This is a genomic window from Mesorhizobium sp. WSM4871, from assembly GCF_055811295.1.
In genome coordinates this window covers 275,280-292,615 of sequence record NZ_JBVVPU010000008.1, presented here as the reverse complement: position 1 = coordinate 292,615, position 17,336 = coordinate 275,280, and the positions used below count along the sequence as shown (strand labels likewise).

General features: G+C 64.3%; 16 protein-coding genes. 9 read left to right on the top strand and 7 right to left on the bottom strand.

The genetic code is table 11. The annotated features are described in order from the left end of the window. Window positions 1-297: 297 nt before the first annotated feature. Genes pcaF through AC0L2H_RS18560 form a run of 3 tightly spaced genes read right to left on the bottom strand, consistent with a single transcriptional unit; the run spans window position 298 to window position 3,158 of the window. Window positions 298-1,503, bottom strand: a complete 1,206-nt coding sequence (gene pcaF, locus AC0L2H_RS18570; protein ID WP_473591562.1) for a 3-oxoadipyl-CoA thiolase — start codon at window positions 1,501-1,503, stop codon at window positions 298-300. Continuing rightward, complete coding sequence (locus tag AC0L2H_RS18565; protein ID WP_473591561.1) at window positions 1,504-2,304, bottom strand: CoA-transferase subunit beta; 801 nt, start codon at window positions 2,302-2,304, stop codon at window positions 1,504-1,506. Next, complete coding sequence (locus tag AC0L2H_RS18560) at window positions 2,301-3,158, bottom strand: CoA transferase subunit A (RefSeq protein WP_473591559.1); 858 nt, start codon at window positions 3,156-3,158, stop codon at window positions 2,301-2,303. The genes AC0L2H_RS18565 and AC0L2H_RS18560 overlap by 4 nt, the downstream gene beginning before the upstream one ends. A 118-nt stretch (window positions 3,159-3,276) precedes the next feature. Here AC0L2H_RS18560 and AC0L2H_RS18555 point away from each other — a divergent pair, with 118 nt between their 5' ends. Then, window positions 3,277-4,047, top strand: coding sequence for an IclR family transcriptional regulator domain-containing protein (locus AC0L2H_RS18555; protein ID WP_473591558.1), 771 nt, complete (start codon window positions 3,277-3,279; stop codon window positions 4,045-4,047). 469 nt (window positions 4,048-4,516) lie between these two features. Here the strand turns inward: AC0L2H_RS18555 and AC0L2H_RS18550 are convergent, their stop codons facing one another. Genes AC0L2H_RS18550 through AC0L2H_RS18535 form a run of 4 tightly spaced genes read right to left on the bottom strand, consistent with a single transcriptional unit; the run spans window position 4,517 to window position 9,435 of the window. Continuing rightward, complete coding sequence (locus tag AC0L2H_RS18550; RefSeq protein WP_473591557.1) at window positions 4,517-5,821, bottom strand: NAD(P)/FAD-dependent oxidoreductase; 1,305 nt, start codon at window positions 5,819-5,821, stop codon at window positions 4,517-4,519. Next, window positions 5,821-7,200: a glutamine synthetase family protein gene (locus AC0L2H_RS18545; protein WP_473591556.1), complete on the bottom strand. Its 1,380-nt coding sequence runs from the start codon at window positions 7,198-7,200 to the stop codon at window positions 5,821-5,823. The genes AC0L2H_RS18550 and AC0L2H_RS18545 overlap by 1 nt, the downstream gene beginning before the upstream one ends. Window positions 7,201-7,204: 4 nt before the next feature. Next, window positions 7,205-8,485: a glycosyltransferase gene (locus AC0L2H_RS18540; RefSeq protein ID WP_473591555.1), complete on the bottom strand. Its 1,281-nt coding sequence runs from the start codon at window positions 8,483-8,485 to the stop codon at window positions 7,205-7,207. 11 nt (window positions 8,486-8,496) lie between these two features. Then, complete coding sequence (locus AC0L2H_RS18535; RefSeq protein ID WP_473591554.1) at window positions 8,497-9,435, bottom strand: GntR family transcriptional regulator; 939 nt, start codon at window positions 9,433-9,435, stop codon at window positions 8,497-8,499. Window positions 9,436-9,671: 236 nt separating this feature from the next. On the opposite strand from AC0L2H_RS18535, the gene AC0L2H_RS18530 reads away from it, so the two are divergent. The 8 genes from AC0L2H_RS18530 (at window position 9,672) to AC0L2H_RS18495 (ending at window position 17,308) form a co-directional block, all read left to right on the top strand. Next, window positions 9,672-10,736, top strand: coding sequence for a polyamine ABC transporter substrate-binding protein (locus AC0L2H_RS18530; RefSeq protein ID WP_473591553.1), 1,065 nt, complete (start codon window positions 9,672-9,674; stop codon window positions 10,734-10,736). Between the two features lie 99 nt (window positions 10,737-10,835). Further along, window positions 10,836-11,678 (top strand): ABC transporter permease, encoded by an 843-nt coding sequence (locus AC0L2H_RS18525; protein WP_473591619.1) that lies wholly within the window; start codon window positions 10,836-10,838, stop codon window positions 11,676-11,678. Beyond that, the gene (locus AC0L2H_RS18520; RefSeq protein WP_473591552.1) at window positions 11,671-12,465 is read left to right on the top strand and encodes an ABC transporter permease; all 795 of its coding nucleotides are present in this window, start codon (window positions 11,671-11,673) and stop codon (window positions 12,463-12,465) included. Before AC0L2H_RS18525 ends, AC0L2H_RS18520 begins: the two co-directional genes overlap by 8 nt. Further along, complete coding sequence (locus AC0L2H_RS18515) at window positions 12,462-13,535, top strand: ABC transporter ATP-binding protein (RefSeq protein WP_473591550.1); 1,074 nt, start codon at window positions 12,462-12,464, stop codon at window positions 13,533-13,535. The genes AC0L2H_RS18520 and AC0L2H_RS18515 overlap by 4 nt, the downstream gene beginning before the upstream one ends. A 12-nt stretch (window positions 13,536-13,547) precedes the next feature. Next, the gene (locus AC0L2H_RS18510) at window positions 13,548-14,822 is read left to right on the top strand and encodes a glycosyltransferase (RefSeq protein WP_473591549.1); all 1,275 of its coding nucleotides are present in this window, start codon (window positions 13,548-13,550) and stop codon (window positions 14,820-14,822) included. 238 nt (window positions 14,823-15,060) lie between these two features. Then, entirely contained in the window at window positions 15,061-15,411 is a 351-nt protein-coding gene (locus AC0L2H_RS18505; RefSeq protein ID WP_473591548.1) for a cupin domain-containing protein, read from the top strand. A 23-nt stretch (window positions 15,412-15,434) separates the two neighbouring features. After that, on the top strand, window positions 15,435-15,779 hold the full coding sequence (locus AC0L2H_RS18500; RefSeq protein WP_473591547.1) for a cupin domain-containing protein: 345 nt from the start codon (window positions 15,435-15,437) through the stop codon (window positions 15,777-15,779). Between the two features lie 20 nt (window positions 15,780-15,799). After that, window positions 15,800-17,308, top strand: a complete 1,509-nt coding sequence (locus tag AC0L2H_RS18495) for an aldehyde dehydrogenase family protein (RefSeq protein WP_473591546.1) — start codon at window positions 15,800-15,802, stop codon at window positions 17,306-17,308. The last annotated feature ends 28 nt before the right edge of the window (window positions 17,309-17,336 follow it).

The window sequence follows — 17,336 nt, the reverse complement described above, 5'->3', positions numbered from 1 at the left end:
TGTCAAAGGCCGGGGGATCAAACCGCAACCAATCGTTTCAGGTTAGCGCTGCCCCTCACCTGCCTGCCGGCATCCTCTCCCCGTATAGCGACGGGGAGAGGGGCGCTCTCGTCGACGATTTCGCCAATCACAAGCGTTGCAAAAAGGGCGCCGAAGTTGCGGCCAGCCCCTTCTCCCCGTCCCTATACGGGGAGAAGTGCCCGGCAGGGCGATGAGGGGCGGCGCCGACTTCGACAATTGGCAGTCTCCGTCACGAGTGTCGGGGACACGATTGTTTTCTGTAGCGATTGCTTGGGATCAAACCCGTTCGAGCACGATCGCAATACCCTGGCCAACACCGATGCACATGGTGGCAAGCGCATAGCGGCCGCCACGTTCGCGCAGCTCCAGCGCCGCCGTGCCCGCTATCCGCGCGCCCGACATGCCGAGCGGATGACCGAGCGCGATGGCGCCGCCATTCGGGTTGACGTGCCCGGCGTCCTCGGCAATGCCGAGTTGGCGCAATACGGCAATGCCTTGCGAGGCAAAGGCTTCGTTGAGTTCAACCACGTCGAACTGCTGCGGCGTCAGGCCGAGCCGCGCGCAAAGCTTCTGCGTGGCCGGCGCCGGGCCGATGCCCATGATGCGTGGCGCAACGCCAGCGGTCGCACCGCCGAGCATGCGGGCGATCGGTGTCAGCCCGTATTTCTTGACAGTCGCTTCCGAGGCGACGATGAGCGCCGCCGCGCCGTCATTGACGCCCGACGCGTTGCCGGCGGTGACCGTGCCGCCTTGCCGGAACGGCGTCGGCAGTTTGGCCAGCGCCTCGATCGTCGTGCCCGCGCGCGGATGTTCATCCTTCGCGACGATAACCGGGTCGCCCTTGCGCTGCGGGATGGACACCGCTGTGATTTCCAACGCCAGCCGGCCATTGGCTTGTGCTGCGACCGCCTTGTCCTGGCTGCGCACGGCAAATGCATCCTGGTCGGCGCGGGAGACTGCAAACTCTTCCGCCACGTTCTCGCCGGTCTCCGGCATCGAATCGACACCATATTGCTGCTTCATCAGCGGGTTGACGAAGCGCCAGCCGATGGTGGTGTCGTGGATCTCGGCATTGCGCGAAAAGGCGGTCTCGGCCTTCGGCATGACGAACGGCGCACGCGACATCGACTCGACGCCGCCCGCTATCATCAGCTCCGCCTCGCCAGCCTTGATGGCGCGCGCGGCAATGATGACGGCATCCATGCCCGAACCGCACAGCCGGTTGACGGTCGAGCCGGAAATCTCCTTGGGCAGGCCAGCGAGCAGCAGGGACATCCGCGCCACATTGCGATTGTCCTCGCCGGCCTGGTTGGCGCAGCCATAGACGACGTCGTCGACCGCTTGCCAGTCGATGCCAGGATTGCGCTCGACCAATGCCTTCAGCGGCACGGCGCCGAGATCGTCCGCGCGGACTAAAGCCAACGCCCCGCCAAAGCGTCCGATCGGCGTGCGGATGTAGTCGCAGATATAGGCCTCGGCCATCTATGCCGCCTTCTCTTTTCCTGTCGCCGCATGCGCCGCCTTGGTGCGGGCCTGCAGGTCGCGCAACGTCTTCAGTTCGAGCGCTGTCGGCGCCGGTGTCTCTTCGAGCGCATCGGTGAATTTCACCGTCCAGCCGCAGGTCGCCTGCACCTCGGCGCGCGAGACGCCCGGATGCAGCGACACCACCGTGAACTCCTTGGTCACCGGATCTGGCTTCCAGATGGCGAGATCGGTGATCAGCAGCGTCGGCCCTGCTGTCTCGATGCCGAGCCGCTTCCGGTGATCGCCGCCCTCGCCATGGCCGAAGGAGGTGTAGAAATCGATGGTCTCGACCATGCCGCGCTTCGACTGCGCCATGGTGATGTAGATCTCCTTCGACGAGGTGGCGATCTCCGGCGCGCCGCCGCCGCCGGGCAACCGGGTCTTGGGGTGAAGATAGTCGCCGATGACCGTGGTGTTGATGTTGCCGAACTTGTCGAGCTGGGCAGCACCGAGGAAGCCGATCGAGATGCGGCCGCCCTGCAGCCAGTAGCGGAACATCTCCGGCACCGAGACGGTGGTGACGGCAGTGTCGCACAATTCGCCGTCGCCGATCGACAGCGGCAAGACTTGCGGTGCGGTGCCGATCGTGCCGCTCTCATAGATCAGCGTGATGTCCGGCGCATGCGTCAGCCGCGCTACATTGCAGGCGGCCGACGGTGCGCCGATGCCGACAAAACAGACATCGTCGTTCTTCAGCGCCCGGCTGGCGGCGATCGTCATCATTTCATTGGGCGTGAAACCCGGCTCGCCGTCGCTCATGCCGCAATCCTCAGATGCTCGACGCGCGCGGCAAAATCGGCGGCGCTCCTTTCGATGACGTTCGCCCGCATCCACGCCTGGAATTTCTCACGGTCCGCCGCGATCTCGTCCCATTCGAGATAGGCGGCATTGTCCCTGACATAATAGCCATGCGTATAGGACGGGTGCGACCCACCCGGCACGACTGAAATGGCCGAAATCGTCCAGCTCGGCAGCACGGTCAGATTGGGATGCAATTCGTCGAAACTGTCGACCACTTCCTCGACCGTCACCACGGCGCGCTTTGCCGCCAGAACCGCTTCCTTCTGGATGCCGATGATGCCCTCGACCAGCACATTGCCCTTCCGGTCTGCCTTCTGCGCATGGATGAAGGTGACATCGGGGCGGATGGCGGGAACCGCGGCAAGCACCTCGCCGGTGAACGGGCAAGTGACCGTTTTGATGTTCGGATTGACCGCAGCCAGGCCGGCGCCGCGGTAGCCACGGAACACGGCGCAAGGCAGACCGGCCGCGCCCGCTTCATAGGCATTGGCCATGCCGGCATGGCTGTGTTCCTCGACCTCGATCGGCCGGGGAAAGCCGTTCTCGATGGCGTCGCGAGCGCGACGCAACAGCCCGACGCCGGGGTTGCCGAGATAGGAGAAGACGATCTTCCTCGCCATGCCCATGCCGATCATCTGGTCGTAGACGAGGTCCGGCGTCATGCGGATCAGCGTCAGCTCTTCAAACCCCTGGCGGATCGCTTCATGCGCCGCAGCGGTCGGGATCAGATGGGTGAAGCCCTCGAAGGCGACCGTGTCGCCATCGTTCAGATTTCCCGCCACGGCCTCGCTTAGCGGCAGGAATTTGACCATCGTCCACGCTCCAAAGCTCGAAAAGTTCGTATTGCGAACTTATGTTTTATATGGGATACTTTTATGTCGGATTTTGGCGTGAAGTCAATCGGGCAGCGCCGCCATTTCAGGAGGCCACATGAACGACGAGGCCGCTTCCCGCGACCATATCGGCTCGCTCGAACGCGGGCTTGCGGTCATGGAGATATTGGCTCGGCACCCCGCCGGCATGACGTTGACCGAGATGGCGGAGGAAGCGGGACTGACCCGCGCCGGCGCGCGCCGCTTTTTGCTGACGCTGGCCGCTGCCGGTTACGCGACGCAGGCCGGCCGGCAGTTTTCGCTGTCGCCACGCCTGCTGACCGTCGCCCGCACCTGGCTTGGCGGCGCTTCGTTGTGGACGTTTGCCGCCCCCATCATGCGCGAGGTCGCGGCACTTCTGAATGAGTCCTGTTCGGCCGCCATCCTGTCGGGCGAGGACATCGTTTATGTCGCCCGTGTTCCCGGCCGGCGCATCCTCAGCGTCTCGCTCGATGTCGGCACCAGGCTGCCCGCCTATTGCACCTCGATGGGACGCGTCCTGCTCTCCGGCCTTGCATCCGGTGAACTGGAGACTTTTCTGCGTCAGGTGACCATCGAGGGACGCACGCCAAAGACGATCACTGCGAGAACAGCGCTTGCCGAAGCCATCGGCAGGGCGAAGGCGACCGGCTTTGCCGTCATCGACGAGGAGCTCGAGCTCGGCCTGCGCTCGATCGCCGTGCCGATCAACGACCGCACCGGCCGGACCGTGGCGGCGATCAATGTCTCGACCCAGTCGGCCCGTTTTTCCGTCGCTGACATGGAACGGGAGATCCTGCCGGCGCTGCTAGCAGCCAAGCAGCGCATCGAAGATTTCTTCGTCGTCTAACAAAAGGCTTGCCCAACTTTCCAACGTCAGTGGGACATCGCCCCCCTCTGCCCTACCGGGCATCTCCCCCTCCAGGGCAATATGGATTTTTTGCGAAGAGGACCCCCACCCTAACCCTCCCCACAAGGGGGAGGGAACGCTGCCGCGCGCCTTTACTTCCTCCTTGGCGTCAAAAGACAGGCAATTTGCCGAGGTCAGCGCCAGCGGAAGTCTCCCTCCCCCCTGTGGGAAGGGGTTAGGGGTGGGGGTCCATCGTAGAGCGAAAGCCTTGGCTTTTCATCTGCGATTGCCCTGCCCGCAAGGGGGGAGATCCGCCCTCATCTCCGCTTTCGCCTATCTCCAACGTTGAAAGAGGCGTGGGGGTGTCAAAGCTGCCAATCTCCCCACTTGAGGGGGAGATGTCCGGCAGGACAGAGGGGGGCGCGAAGGAACGCCGGCGCTTGCTGTTCACAACTGCGCCCGCCTGCACTCAATGCTTGATGCGGTCGCGCATCGCATACCACAGCATGCCGAGCACATAGAGCGGCCCGCGCAGCGCCGTGCCGCCAGGGAACGGCATGGGCGAGAGCGTCGAAAACAGGTCGAGCCGCCAGGCGTCGCCGGTGATCGCCTCGGCCAGCAGCTTGCCCGACAGCGTCGACAGGATCACCCCCTTGCCGGAATAGCCATGCGCGAAATAAACCTCGCCATAATGCCCGACATGCGGCAGCCGCGATGTCGTCACCGAGACCAGCCCGCCCCAGGCATGATCGATGCGGCAGCCGCTGAGCTGCGGAAAGGTCTTTTCCATATGCGGCCGCACAAAGCCGGCAATGTCGGCCGGCGGCGACGGCGTGTAGCGCTCGCCACCGCCGAACAGCAGCCGGCCGTCCGCCGACATGCGGTAGTAATTGACGACGAAGCGCGTGTCGGACACCGCGACATTGGCCGGGATGACATTGCGTTTGCCCTCCAGCGGTTCGGTGGCGACGATGTAATTGCCGACCGGCATGATGCGGCTGTTGACGCGCGGCTCCAGCCCGTGAAGCAGCGCATCGCCCGCCAGCACGACATGTTTTGCGCGGACGGAGCCCTTAGCCGTCGAGACCCGGATGGACGGCTCGCGCTCCAGCCGCACGGCAACCGAATTCTCATGGATGACGACACCGGCCGCGACTGCCGCACGGGCAAGACCCAACGTGTAGTTCAGCGGATGCATATGGCCGCCAAGCGCCTCGTACATCGCGCCATGATAGGGCGTGTCGACCTTGTCGCGCGCTTCCGCCGCCGACAGGATTTCGGCATGTGGGAACTTCATCACCGTTGCCAGGCACTCGGCCTCTTCTTCGAGGTCACGCAGGTCGGAGCCATTGACCGCGCCGACCAGATGGCCGGTCAACCTGATGTCGCAATCGATGGCGTGGCGCTCGATGATATCCAGCACCAGCCCGCGCGCCTCGAAGGCGAGATCGAACAGCGCCTTCGCCCGCTCCGGGCCGAAGGCCTTGACCAGCCCCTTGGCGCCCTTGCGCAGGCCGGGGATCATCTGGCCGCCATTGCGCCCCGACGCGCCCCAGCCGATCTTGCCGCCTTCGAGCAGCACCACTTTCAGCCCGCGTTCGGCGGCATGAAGCGCTGCGGAAAGCCCGGTGCAGCCGCCACCGACGACCACCAGGTCGGCGTCGACCTCGCCTTGCAGGGCGGAATGATCCGGCGACGAGCTGGCGGTGGCGACATAATAGGATTTGCCGATATCCAAACCGGAATTGAATCCCTCGGAATTGAATCCCATCATTACACCTTGAGCAGCAGATGATCGCGTTCCCAGGACGTCACGACGCTCTGGAACAGGTCGAGCTCGACGCTCTTGACGCGCAGGTAGGATTGGAAGAAATCCTCGCCGAGCAGCGCCCGCACCGGGCCGCAAGCGGTGAACCGGTCGAGCGCTTCCTCCATGGTTTTCGGCAGCGTGCTCTTGATCTTGTAGGCATTGCCCGACGCTTCGGCCGAGCGCGCGATCTTCTCCTCGACGCCGAGATAACCTGCGATAAGCGAGCCTGCCATCGCCAGGTAGGGATTGGCATCGGCGCCGGGCAGCCGGTTCTCCACCCGCCGCGCCGCCCGCCCGCCGGCCGGCACGCGTAGGCCGCAGGAGCGGTTGTCATGCGACCACTCGATATTGGCCGGCGCACTGTGGTTCGGCCGGATGCGGCGGAACGAATTCACGTTCGGCGCAAACAGCGGCATGATCTCGGGGACGTATCTTTGCAGCCCGCCGATGAAATGCCCGAACATTGGTGTGTCGGCATCATCTGAGCCGGCAAACAATGTATTGCCGGCCTCCTCGATCACCGACATATGCAGGTGCATCGAGCTGCCGGCCTGTGCCGCAATTGGTTTCGCCATGAAGGTGGCGTGCATACCGCTCGCCTGTGCCGCCTGCCTGGTCAGCCGCTTGAACAGCAGCACCTTGTCGGCCAGCGCCAGCGGGTCGCCATGCAGGAAATTGATCTCCAGTTGGCCCGGCCCTGATTCATGGATCAGCGTGTCGAGCGGCAGGCCGGCGGCGGCCGCGTAATCATAGATGCGCCGGATCACCGGTTCGAACTCCTCCAGTGCCGCCATGTCGTAGGGATGCTGCACTGTCTCGGCGCGGCCATTGCCGCCGACCGGCGCGGTCAACGGACGGTCGGGATCGGGATTGGGCGCGGTCAGATAGAATTCGAGCTCCGGCGCCACCACCGCACGCCAGCCGCGCTGGCGGTAGAGATCGAGCACGGCCCTCAAGACATGACGCGGCGAGGCCATCCAGGGCCGGTCGTCCATGTGAAACGTATCGGCGAACACATAGGCTTTCCCCGCACCGGCACCGGGCGCCAGGCAGAGCGTGGAAACATCCGGCACCATGCGCATGTCGGGGTCCGAATAAGCAAAACCCTCGTCGATCGAGCCGGAATAGCGGCCGTCGACGCTGACCAGGAAGGCGCTGCTCGGCAGATAGAGCGCGCGGTCCCCCAGCGCCTTGAGGAACTTCGACACCGGCAAGGCCTTGCCGCGCAAGACGCCGTTCAAGTCGGGCACCAGGCACTCGACTTCGTTGATCGCGTGCTGGGCCAGCCAGCTTCTTGGATCGTTGGTGCCGCTCAGAGGCGACGTTGTGTGATTGTCAGGCATTGGTTCATGTCCGTATCAGGGAGAGTATCGCTTCGGCGGCCACGTCCGTTCCGGGTTTCAGCGCCATAGCAGCTGCATTTCCCCTGAGACGGGCGCGCATCGCATCATCGGCCAGCAGGCCGAGAATGGCTTTCTCCAATACTTCGGTCCAGCTGTCACGGCCGATATGATTGCCGACGCCGGTTTCCTCGGCGCGTTGCGCATTGTCGTGCCCATCCCAGCAATAGGGCATGATCAGCGACGGCACCCCGAAACGCAGCGCCTCGCAAAAGCTGTTGTTGCCGCCGTGATGGATGAACAGGTCCGACTTCGCCACCACCGAGGGCTGCGGAAACCAGGCGTCGAGATAGACATTGTCCGGCACCGCCCGGTAGCTGTCGCGCAAGCCGCCGACATTGACGATGAAGCGCGCCGGCAACCTGTCGAACACAGCCAGCATGCGCTCGATCAGGCCGACGTCCATGGCGCCAAGGCTGCCGAAGCTGACATAGACCAGCGGCCCGCCATTGCGCGGAAAGACCGGCACCTCGAACGGCCCTTCCGAGCGCACGCAGCCTTCGAGATAGGCAAAGCGCGAGGGGTCGAGCGGCTCGGCGCGTTCCCGGCGCACGATCGACGGCGTCAACAGCAGGTTGAGGTCGGGCGAGGCCTCCAGGAACAGCCCCTTGGGCAGCGGAGCGAGGCCGGCCTCGGCACGAAGCCGGTTGAACCGGTCGTGCGCCGGCGCAACCGCCGCGAGGTAGCGAGCCTCGAAACTCGCGCGGCCCGGATCGTCGGCGGCGAGGCCGGACAAATAGGGCGGCACCTCGGGATCGGGAAGCTCGGTCTCGGCACAGGAGACCACGCGCACCCATGGGCAGCCGGCGGCGGCAAGTGCGGGAAACATAATGACATTGTCGAGCACCACCGCGTCCGGCTTCAGCCGCGCCAGCAATTGGCGCAACGGCGCCTCGGCATTGGCCGCGGTGTCGACGATCGCCTGCCAGGTCGGAGCGACATAGGTTTCGAGCTGGTCGACCGGGCTCAGCTTGAAATGCGGCAGATGGCGGCGCACGAAAGCCTGCCAGTAGCTCTGCCGTTCGCTGTCGCTCAGCGGATCGTCGGTCGGCAGCTGGTATTCCTGGAAACCATAGTCGGCAAAGACGCCGGAGAAGCCGGCATGGCAGATGAACACCGGCCGGGCGCCGCGAGCGCGCAGCGCCTGCGCGATGCCGACGCAATTGAGCGCCGCGCCGAAGCTCGCTTCCGGAAACAGCGCGATGGTCGGGCTGGCTTTGCGCGTCAAAATGGGCCTCTTCAATCCGGCCGGCTGATCATGCCGAACAATGCAGGCGCCCCGCGACTGGCCGCCTGCGGCCGCTGGTTGCGCGACAGGCGCAGATGCACGCGAAGCAGGTCGGCCGCAACCTCGAACTGCCGGCTCTCCAGATGGTCGAGTATGGTGAGATGCTCGCGCAGCGATTGCTTCAGCCGGAAGACGTTGACACCGGCATAAACGCCCGGCAGCCGGCGCAGCCTGAGGTGATCGGACAGCGCATCGGTGACGAAGCGGTTGGCGCAACCGTCGGCGATCATCGAGTGGAACTCGATGTCCAGCCGCTGGAACTCCCTGCTATCGAAGGCTGCATCGGGTAGCGCCAGCAACGCTTCCATGCCCTGGCGCAAGGCCGCGGCCCGTGTCCCGTCGAGCCGGAAGCCCGGTGTCAGAATGGCGGCGGGTTCCAGCAGCAGGCGGAACTCGTAGCTTTCGCCTTGTGCCTCCGGATCGTCCGGTGTTCGCCTAAAAAGCCAGGACTGTCCCGGCGCGCGGTCCAGCAGATTTTCCTCGGTCAGTTTCTTTAAGGATTTTAGTACCGTCTTGCGCTCGGCGTCGTACCGCCGCATCAGCGCTCCGACGGTGACCGTCTGATCCAGCCGGCGCGCCGACCGGTCGCGCAGGATCTTTTCGGCGAGTTCGTCCTCCTCGGTAACAGGCAGGTCGGCGGTCATGGTCGCCTGCGCCGCCAGGTCGATGGCCAGGCGATAGCCCGAGGCGGCTTCCCAGCGCACCACGCCTTTTTCGGCAAGCAGGCGCAGCGCGGCCCGCACCGGGGTCCGTGATACATTGCAAAGCGACGCGATCTGCTGCTCCGGCAGATGAGCGCCGGCTTCGAAACCGCGCTGCCGGGCGACATCGAGGATGCGCTGCGCGAGATCGAGATGGTTGGTGCGCGGTCGTCTGGCGGCGGCTTGCATGGCAATTCCCGTGAACGGACGTCTCCGGTGCGGTTTGGCCGATCATCCCTGCGAACGCAATCGGCCAGATTCCTTCAGCGTCCAACAAATTATGGATTGACGTACTTTTTTCTGCAATAGTACTGTCAGGTCAATCGGCAATAAAAAGACCGGGGAACAGGATCGAAGCGGCGGCACGGTCGCAAGCGCTGGTCCGACGAATGAAATTCGACGATCAACCAGAATGGGAGTCTGTCATGACAGCCACCACACCGCGGCACCGTTCGCTGAAAATATCCTCGATCGCGCTTGGCTTTGCCCTGGCGCTGTCGGCGCCGGCTTTTGCCGCCGACCTCGTTATTTCCAACTGGGACGGCTATATGGCGCCCGATGCCATGGCCGCCTTCAAGACCGCGACCGGCGTTTCCGGCGAGGTCGTCGTCCACGCCACCAATGAAGAGATCATGGGCAAGCTCGTCGCCTCCGGCGGCAAGGGCTATGACGTCGCTTTCGTTTCCTCGCCTTTCGCCGAGGTGCTGAACAAGCTCGGCCTGACCGAGCCGATCGACCACGCCAAGGTCGCCAATCTCGCCAACCTCTATCCCGAGGCGACCAAGCTGCCGCACGATGTCGGCAACGCCTTTTCCGTGCCCTACACCTGGGGCACGACAGGCCTTTGCTACCGCTCGGATCTGGTGAAGGTGGCGCCGACCAGCTGGAGCGATCTGCTTGCCCCGTCCGACGACCTTAGGGGTAAGACCACCATGCTGGCGACCGACCGCTGGCTGCTGGCCGCCGGCCAGCTCGGCAAGGGCTATTCGGTCAACGAAACCGATCCGGCCAAGATGGCCGAGGTCAAGGACCTGCTGATCTCGGCCAAGAAGACCTTGCTCGCCTATGACGACACCACCTTCTATTCGAAGCTTGTCTCCGGCGAGGCGCTGCTGGTGCAGGCCTGGGACGGCTGGTGCAATTACGGCATCGCCGAGAAGCCCGAGATCAAATACGTCATCCCCAAGGAAGGCTCGGACCTGTGGGTCGACACGATGGTGGTGATGAAGGCCTCGGCCAACAAGGACGCCGCCTTCCAGTTCATCAACTTCATGCTCGACGCCAAGAACCACGCCTGGGCGGCGCAGAACATCGACTACAAGGTGCCGAACAAGCCGGCTATGGAGAGCCTGCCGGCCGACTTCCTGGCCAAGTTCCCCAACATGGCGATGCCGGTGGCCGACCTCGTCAAGTTCGAGCAATTGCGCGATGTCGGCGACGCCCAGCGCGACTATTCCAAGATCGTCAGCGAGATCAAGGCCGCGCAATAGGCGGCCTCAGAGATCACGATCGACGGCGGGCTTCCGCCGTCGATCGTTGAATGCGGTACCGCAATCGTGTCCCAAATCAGACTTCGCTCCTCCCTGCTGATGGCGCCGGCGCTGGCCTGGCTGACCGCCCTGATGGTGGTGCCATGTGCGCTGGTGCTGGCGCTCGCCTTCTTCCGGCGCGGCACCTATGGCGGCATCGAATACACATTCACGCTGGAAAATTTCGGGCTGGTCTTCGACCCGCTCTATGCCGGCATCTTCCTCAATTCAGCGCGCATCGCCGGCACCGCGACCCTGATCGCCGTCATCATCGGCTACGCCGCCGCCTATGCCATCGCGGCCGCACCACGCCGGCTGCAGCCGGTGTTGCTGTTCTTTGCCGTGCTGCCCTTCTGGTCCAACTATCTGATCCGCACCTATGCCTGGATCGTGCTGCTCAACCGCGAAGGTCTGGTCACCCAGCTGCTGCGCTGGTTCGGCTACACCGGCGAGCCGCCATCGATGCTCTACACCGAAGGCGCCGTCATCGCCGGCCTGGTCTACAACTATCTGCCCTTCGTCATCCTTGCCTGCTACGCGCCGCTGTCGCGCCTCAACCCGGAACTCGCCGAAGCCTCGCGCGACCTCGGCGCCTCGGCCCTGACGACGTTTCGCCGGGTCATCCTGCCCTTGACCGTGCCGGGCATAGCGGCTGGCGCCGTCTTCGTCTTCGTGCTGTCGATCGGCAATTTCGTCACGCCGGCGCTGCTCGGCGGCGGCCGCTTCCAGATGATCGGCAATCTCGTCTACGACCAGTTCCTGACCGCCAATGACTGGCCGTTCGGCGCAGCGCTCGCCATGGCGCTGATCGCCATCATGCTGCTGGTATTGATGGCGCAGGCGCTGCTTGCCGATCGCGCCGCCGGCCGCGCCACTGAAGCCACAGGTCAGGCCGATGGCTGAACGCTCTCCCGCCACGCGGCGTATGCTGTGGCTCGTGCTTTCACTGGTCTTCGCCTTCCTCTACATCCCGATTGCGGTGCTGGTGGCTTTGTCCTTCAACGAAGGCGGGCTGCCTACAGCATGGTCCGGTTTTTCGCTGAAATGGTACGCCTCGCTCACCGGCAATTCCGCGATCCTTTCGGCCGCGCTCAACACGCTGATCGTGGCGCTGATCTCGACGGCAATCGCCACGCTGCTCGGCACCCTGCTGGCGATCGGCATCGAGATGCGCCGCCAGTACGGCAAGGGGCTGGAGGCGCTGATCTTCGCGCCGATGATCATTCCCGACATCGTGCTGGCCATCGCGCTGCTTTCGTTCTTCTCCATGCTCAATGTCACCATGGGCCTGCACACCATCATTCTCGCCCATGTCGTCTTCAACCTCGCTTTCGTCTGCTCGGTGGTGCGCGCCCGGCTGAAGAGTTTCGACTGGTCGATCGTCGAGGCTTCCGCCGATCTCGGCGCTTCCGCGCTCACCACCTTCCGGCGGGTGACCCTGCCGGTCATCTTGCCTGCGGTGATCGCCGGCGCGCTGCTCGCCTTCACCCTGTCGGTCGACGAATTCATCATCGCCTTCTTCACCGCCGGCGCCGGGCGCGCCTCGACCACCTTGCCGATGCAGATCTATGCGATGATCCGCTTCGGCATCACGCCGGAGATCAACGCATTGGCGACCATCGTCATGGCGGTCTCGATCACCGCGCTGACCCTGTCGCAACGGTTCAACCGCGGGATCATCGGCCAATGAGTGAGCCCCGCACGCTGCTTCAGATCGATCACGTTTCGAAGAATTTCGGCCGGGTAACGGCGGTCGACGGCATCTCGCTCGACATCCGCGAGAACGAGTTCTTTGCTCTGCTCGGACCTTCGGGCTGCGGCAAGACCACGCTGCTTCGCATGCTGGCGGGCTTCGAGACGCCAAATGACGGTCGCATCCTGCTTGACGGCCGCGACATCGCCCGAACCCCGCCCAACAAGCGGCCGGTCAACCTGATGTTCCAGTCCTACGCGCTGTTCCCGCATATGAGCGTCAGGGCCAATGTGTCCTACGGCCTGGAAATGGAACGTTTGCCGGCTGCCGAAATCCGCGCGCGCGTCGATGCTATACTTGCGACAACCGAGTTGGTGCCTTTCGCCGACCGAAAGCCGGAGCAACTGTCGGGCGGCCAGAAGCAGCGCGTCGCGCTTGCCCGGGCACTGGTCAAGCGTCCCCGGCTGCTGCTGCTTGATGAACCGCTTGGCGCGCTTGACAAGAAACTGCGTGGCGCCATGCAGCTGGAGCTGAAGCGCCTGCAGCATGAAGTCGGCATCACTTTCGTCATCGTCACCCATGACCAGGAGGAATCGCTGGTCATGGCCGACCGCATGGCGGTACTGAAGGACGGCAAGCTGCTGCAATGCGACACGCCGCACGCGGTATACGAGTATCCAGCCGACCGCTTCGTTGCCGACTTCATCGGCGTCATGAATTTCGTGCCGGGCAAGGCCACGGCCGACGGCGTGCTGGCGGCCAATGGCGCGCGGATTGCGGGCAAGCTTCCTGCAACGCTCTCGCCCGGCGCGGCAGCCGTCGCTTCAGTGCGGCCTGAGCGCATCCGGCTATTCCCTGAGACTCAGACCGCCAACCGCATTGCCGGCACCGTCGAGGCGCTCGCCTATCAGGGCCTCGACCTGCAGCTGCATGTCCGCACGCCCCTGTCGCCAAAACCGTTCCTGGTGCGCGTTACCGCTGATGCCGCCGACCGCCGGCCGGTGTCGGCGGGCGATAGGATCGAACTCGGCTGGGATGCCGCCGATGTCAGAATTTTCAAGGATTGAAGGAGAAGCCTGATGGCGCAAAAGACGATCGCGTTTTTCCCGGAAGCGGCCTTTGGGCCGGCGCTCAATTCCGTTGGCATCGCCCAGGCGGTCGAGGCGCGTGGCCACAAGGCGGTGTTCCTGTCGGACCCCGGCTTCGTCGACGTCTACAAGGGCTATGGCTTCGAGGCCCATCCGGTGAACCTCTCCGAACCGATGCCGCCGGAACAGATGGCCAAGTTCTGGGAGGACTTCATCAACGGCCACATCCCGAACTTCCGCAAGTCGCCCTACGACCAGGTCGACAATTATGTGAAGGATTGCTGGACGGCGATCGTCGACAGCGCGAAGTGGGCGCAGAAGGATCTGCCGCGCGTTCTCGATGCCATCAAGCCGGACGTGATCTGCGTCGACAACGTCATCCTGTTCCCGGCGATCAAGCAGTATGGCAAACCGTGGGTGCGCGTCATTTCCTGCTCGGAGAACGAGATTGAGGATGACGACATCCCGCCGCATCTCTCCGGCTGCGGCGAGAACGACCATGCCGGGCACCAGCGCTACCGCGACCATTTCAATGCGGTGATCAAGCCGATCCATGACGACTTCAACGCGTTCCTCACCGCCAACAACGAAGCGCCCTATCCGGTCGGCCAGTTCTTCGAGGCCTCGCCCCATCTCAATTTGCTGCTCTATCCCGAGGCGGCGAAGTTCAAGCGCCGCCATCCGCTCGATCCGGCGAAGTTCCAGTATCTCGAAGGCTGCGTGCGGCAGGAGAAACCCTACGCCGTGCCGACCTTCGCCAAGAACAATGACGGGCCGCTGCTCTACGTGTCCTTCGGCAGCCTCGGCGCCGGCGACGTCGATTTGTTGAAGCGCATCATCGCGATGCTGGGCAAGACGCGCTACCGGGCGCTGGTCAATGTCGGCGGCTACAAGGACCAGTATACTGACGTGCCCGGCAACGTCATCGTGGAGAGCTGGTTCCCGCAGCCTTCGGTGATCCCGCAGGTCGACGCGGTGATCCACCATGGCGGCAACAACTCCTTCACCGAGTGCCTCTATTTCGGCAAGCCGGCCATCATCATGCCCTATGTCTGGGACGGCCACGACAACGCCACAAGGGTCGAAGAGACCGGCCACGGCTTCGGCATGCCGCGCTATGACTGGAACGACGCCGAGCTGATCGCCAAGATCGAAACCTGCCTGACCGACCCGGCGATGAGGGCCAAGCTGGCCAGGACCTCGGCGCAAATGCAATCGCAGAACGGCCCGGAGAAAGCGGCGGGGCTGCTGGAGAAGCTGCTGTGAGTGCGATGGTTGACACGCCGAGCCAGGGCACCCCCCTCTGGCCTGCCGGCCATCTCCCCCTCAAGGGGGGAGATTGGATGTCCCCTCGGCTTTCGCCAATCTCCCCGGCTGCTGAAAGGGCGTGGTACCCGAAGCTGCCAATCTCCCCCCTTGAGGGGGAGATGTCCGGCAGGACAGAGGGGGGTCCCGTAGAGCGGCAGCGGATCGCGATTGGGCATCATGATCATGGAGCACGCCCATGACCTCCTCCGCCCCGCACCTCCACCAGGCCTCGACCCGCACCGACCTCGTCGACTGGGGCGCCCAGCCCGACGCGCTGGAAGGCGCGTCCCACTCCACCGGCAGGCTGGTGCACAAGGGGCCAAACAACCAACCGGAATCAGGCATCTGGGTCTGCACACCAGGCCGCTGGCGGCTGGCCATTCCGCGCGACGAATTGTGCCACTTCGTCGCCGGCCGCGCGACCTACAGGTCGGATGTCGGCGAGGTGCTGGAAGTCTCTGCCGGAACCGTCGTCATGTTCCCGGCCGGCTGGACCGGGGAATGCACCGTGCACGACACCATCCGTAATATCTACATGCTGGCTTGAAGCCGGCCACCGGAGTTCCTGAAATGACCACGCCGATCATGCAATCCCCGCTCGCCATCACCGACCTCGTCGACTGGGGTGTCATCCCGACAATGATCGAGGGTGAATCCCGCACCTCGGGCAAGCTGCTGCACAAGGGGCCGGAAGGCCGTTCCGAATGCGGACTGTGGGTCTGCACCCCGGGCAAATGGCACTGCCATGTTACCCGTGACGAGTTCTGCCACTTCCTCGAGGGTCGCTGCACCTACGTGCACGAATCCGGCGAGGTGATCGAGATCGAGCCCGATACGGCGGCATTCTTTCCGCAGGACTGGAAAGGCATCTGCACCGTCCATGAGACGATCAAGAAAGTCTACATGATCCGCTGAGCGGGCCTGAAAGGACGACCATGGATTTCTCCGCTGACCGGCCGGCTTTATTCGTCAATCCGGATTACCGGCCGATGGCCGGCGCGGCAAAGCCTGTGATCGACCCGGCGACCCTGGAGACCGTGGGCGCAATTGCCGCTGCCAGCGAAGGCGAGATCGACGCCGCCCTCACCGCGGCGACCAGGGCGCAAGCCGCCTGGAAAAAGCTCGACGCCAAGAGCCGCGCCAAACATCTGCATGCCGTCGCCAACGCCATCGAGGCGGCCGACTTCACCCGCTGCGCCGAACTGATGGTGCGCGAGATGGGCAAGCCCTATCCGGAAGCGATCGGCGAGATCGCCAATTGCGCGCCGATCTTCCGCTATTATGCCGAGATGGCGCGCGACGAGGCCGGCAAGATCGCGGGCACGACGCAGGCCGGTTCGTTCCAATATGCGCGCTACGAGCCCTATGGCGTCTCCGTCCACATCATGCCCTACAACTTCCCGATCCTCTTGATGTGCTGGACGGTCGCCGCCTCGCTTGCCGCAGGCAATGCCTGCGTCATCAAGCCGGCCGAGGCGACGACGCTGTCGACGCTCGACTACATGAAGGTGTTCCGCTCACTGCCGGAGGGCCTGGTTTCCTGTCTGCCCGGCGGCGCGGCGACGGCGCAGGCGCTGATCGCTTCCGACCGCACCCATGCGGTTGCCTTCACCGGCTCTGCCGCCGCCGGCAAGGCCGTCGCCGTTGCTTGCGCCGAACGCATGAAGCCTTGCGTCATCGAGGCCGGCGGTAGCGATCCGCTGATCATCAGCGAACACGCGCCGCTCGAGGTGGCGGCAGCCGGCTCCGTCACCGCCGCTTTCCACCTCACCGGCCAGGTCTGCACCTCGGCCGAACGCTTCTTCGTTGTCGATGCCGTGCATGACCGCTTCGTCGAGCTGTTCGCCGAAAGGACGCGGGCGCTGCGCATCGGCAACGGGCTGGACAAGAGCGAGATCGGACCGCTGGTCAGTGAGGCGGCGCGGGCGAAAGTCATGCGGCTGGTCGACGATGCGATCTCCCATGGCGCCAGGGCCATCACCGGCGCGCGCATTCCGCCGGCGCACAACACCGGCTGGTTCTACGAGCCGACGATCCTGACCGGCGTCACGCCCGACATGGCGATCGTGCGCGAGGAATGTTTCGGGCCAGTCGCCGCCATCTGCCGGGTGAAGGATTTCGACGAGGCGATCAGGCTCGCCAATGACAGCCCGTTCGGGCTCGGCGCCTCGGTGTTCACCACCGATCTCGCCGAGGCGCATGAAGCCGCTGAACGGCTCGAGGCCGGCATGGTCTGGGTCAACAACCCGCTGATCGACAATGATGCGCTGCCCTTCGGCGGCTGGAAGGCCTCGGGCCTCGGCCGCGAACTCGGGCGCCAGGGCCTCGACGCCTTCCGCCGCTCCAAGATGGTGATCATCGATCACAAACCGGAGATCCAGGGCTGGTGGTATCCCTATCCCGACAGCTGGTTCCGCGACACCGGCGGCCGCAAGCACGTGTGAGGAGTAAACCAGCAATGCCGCCGGGAGA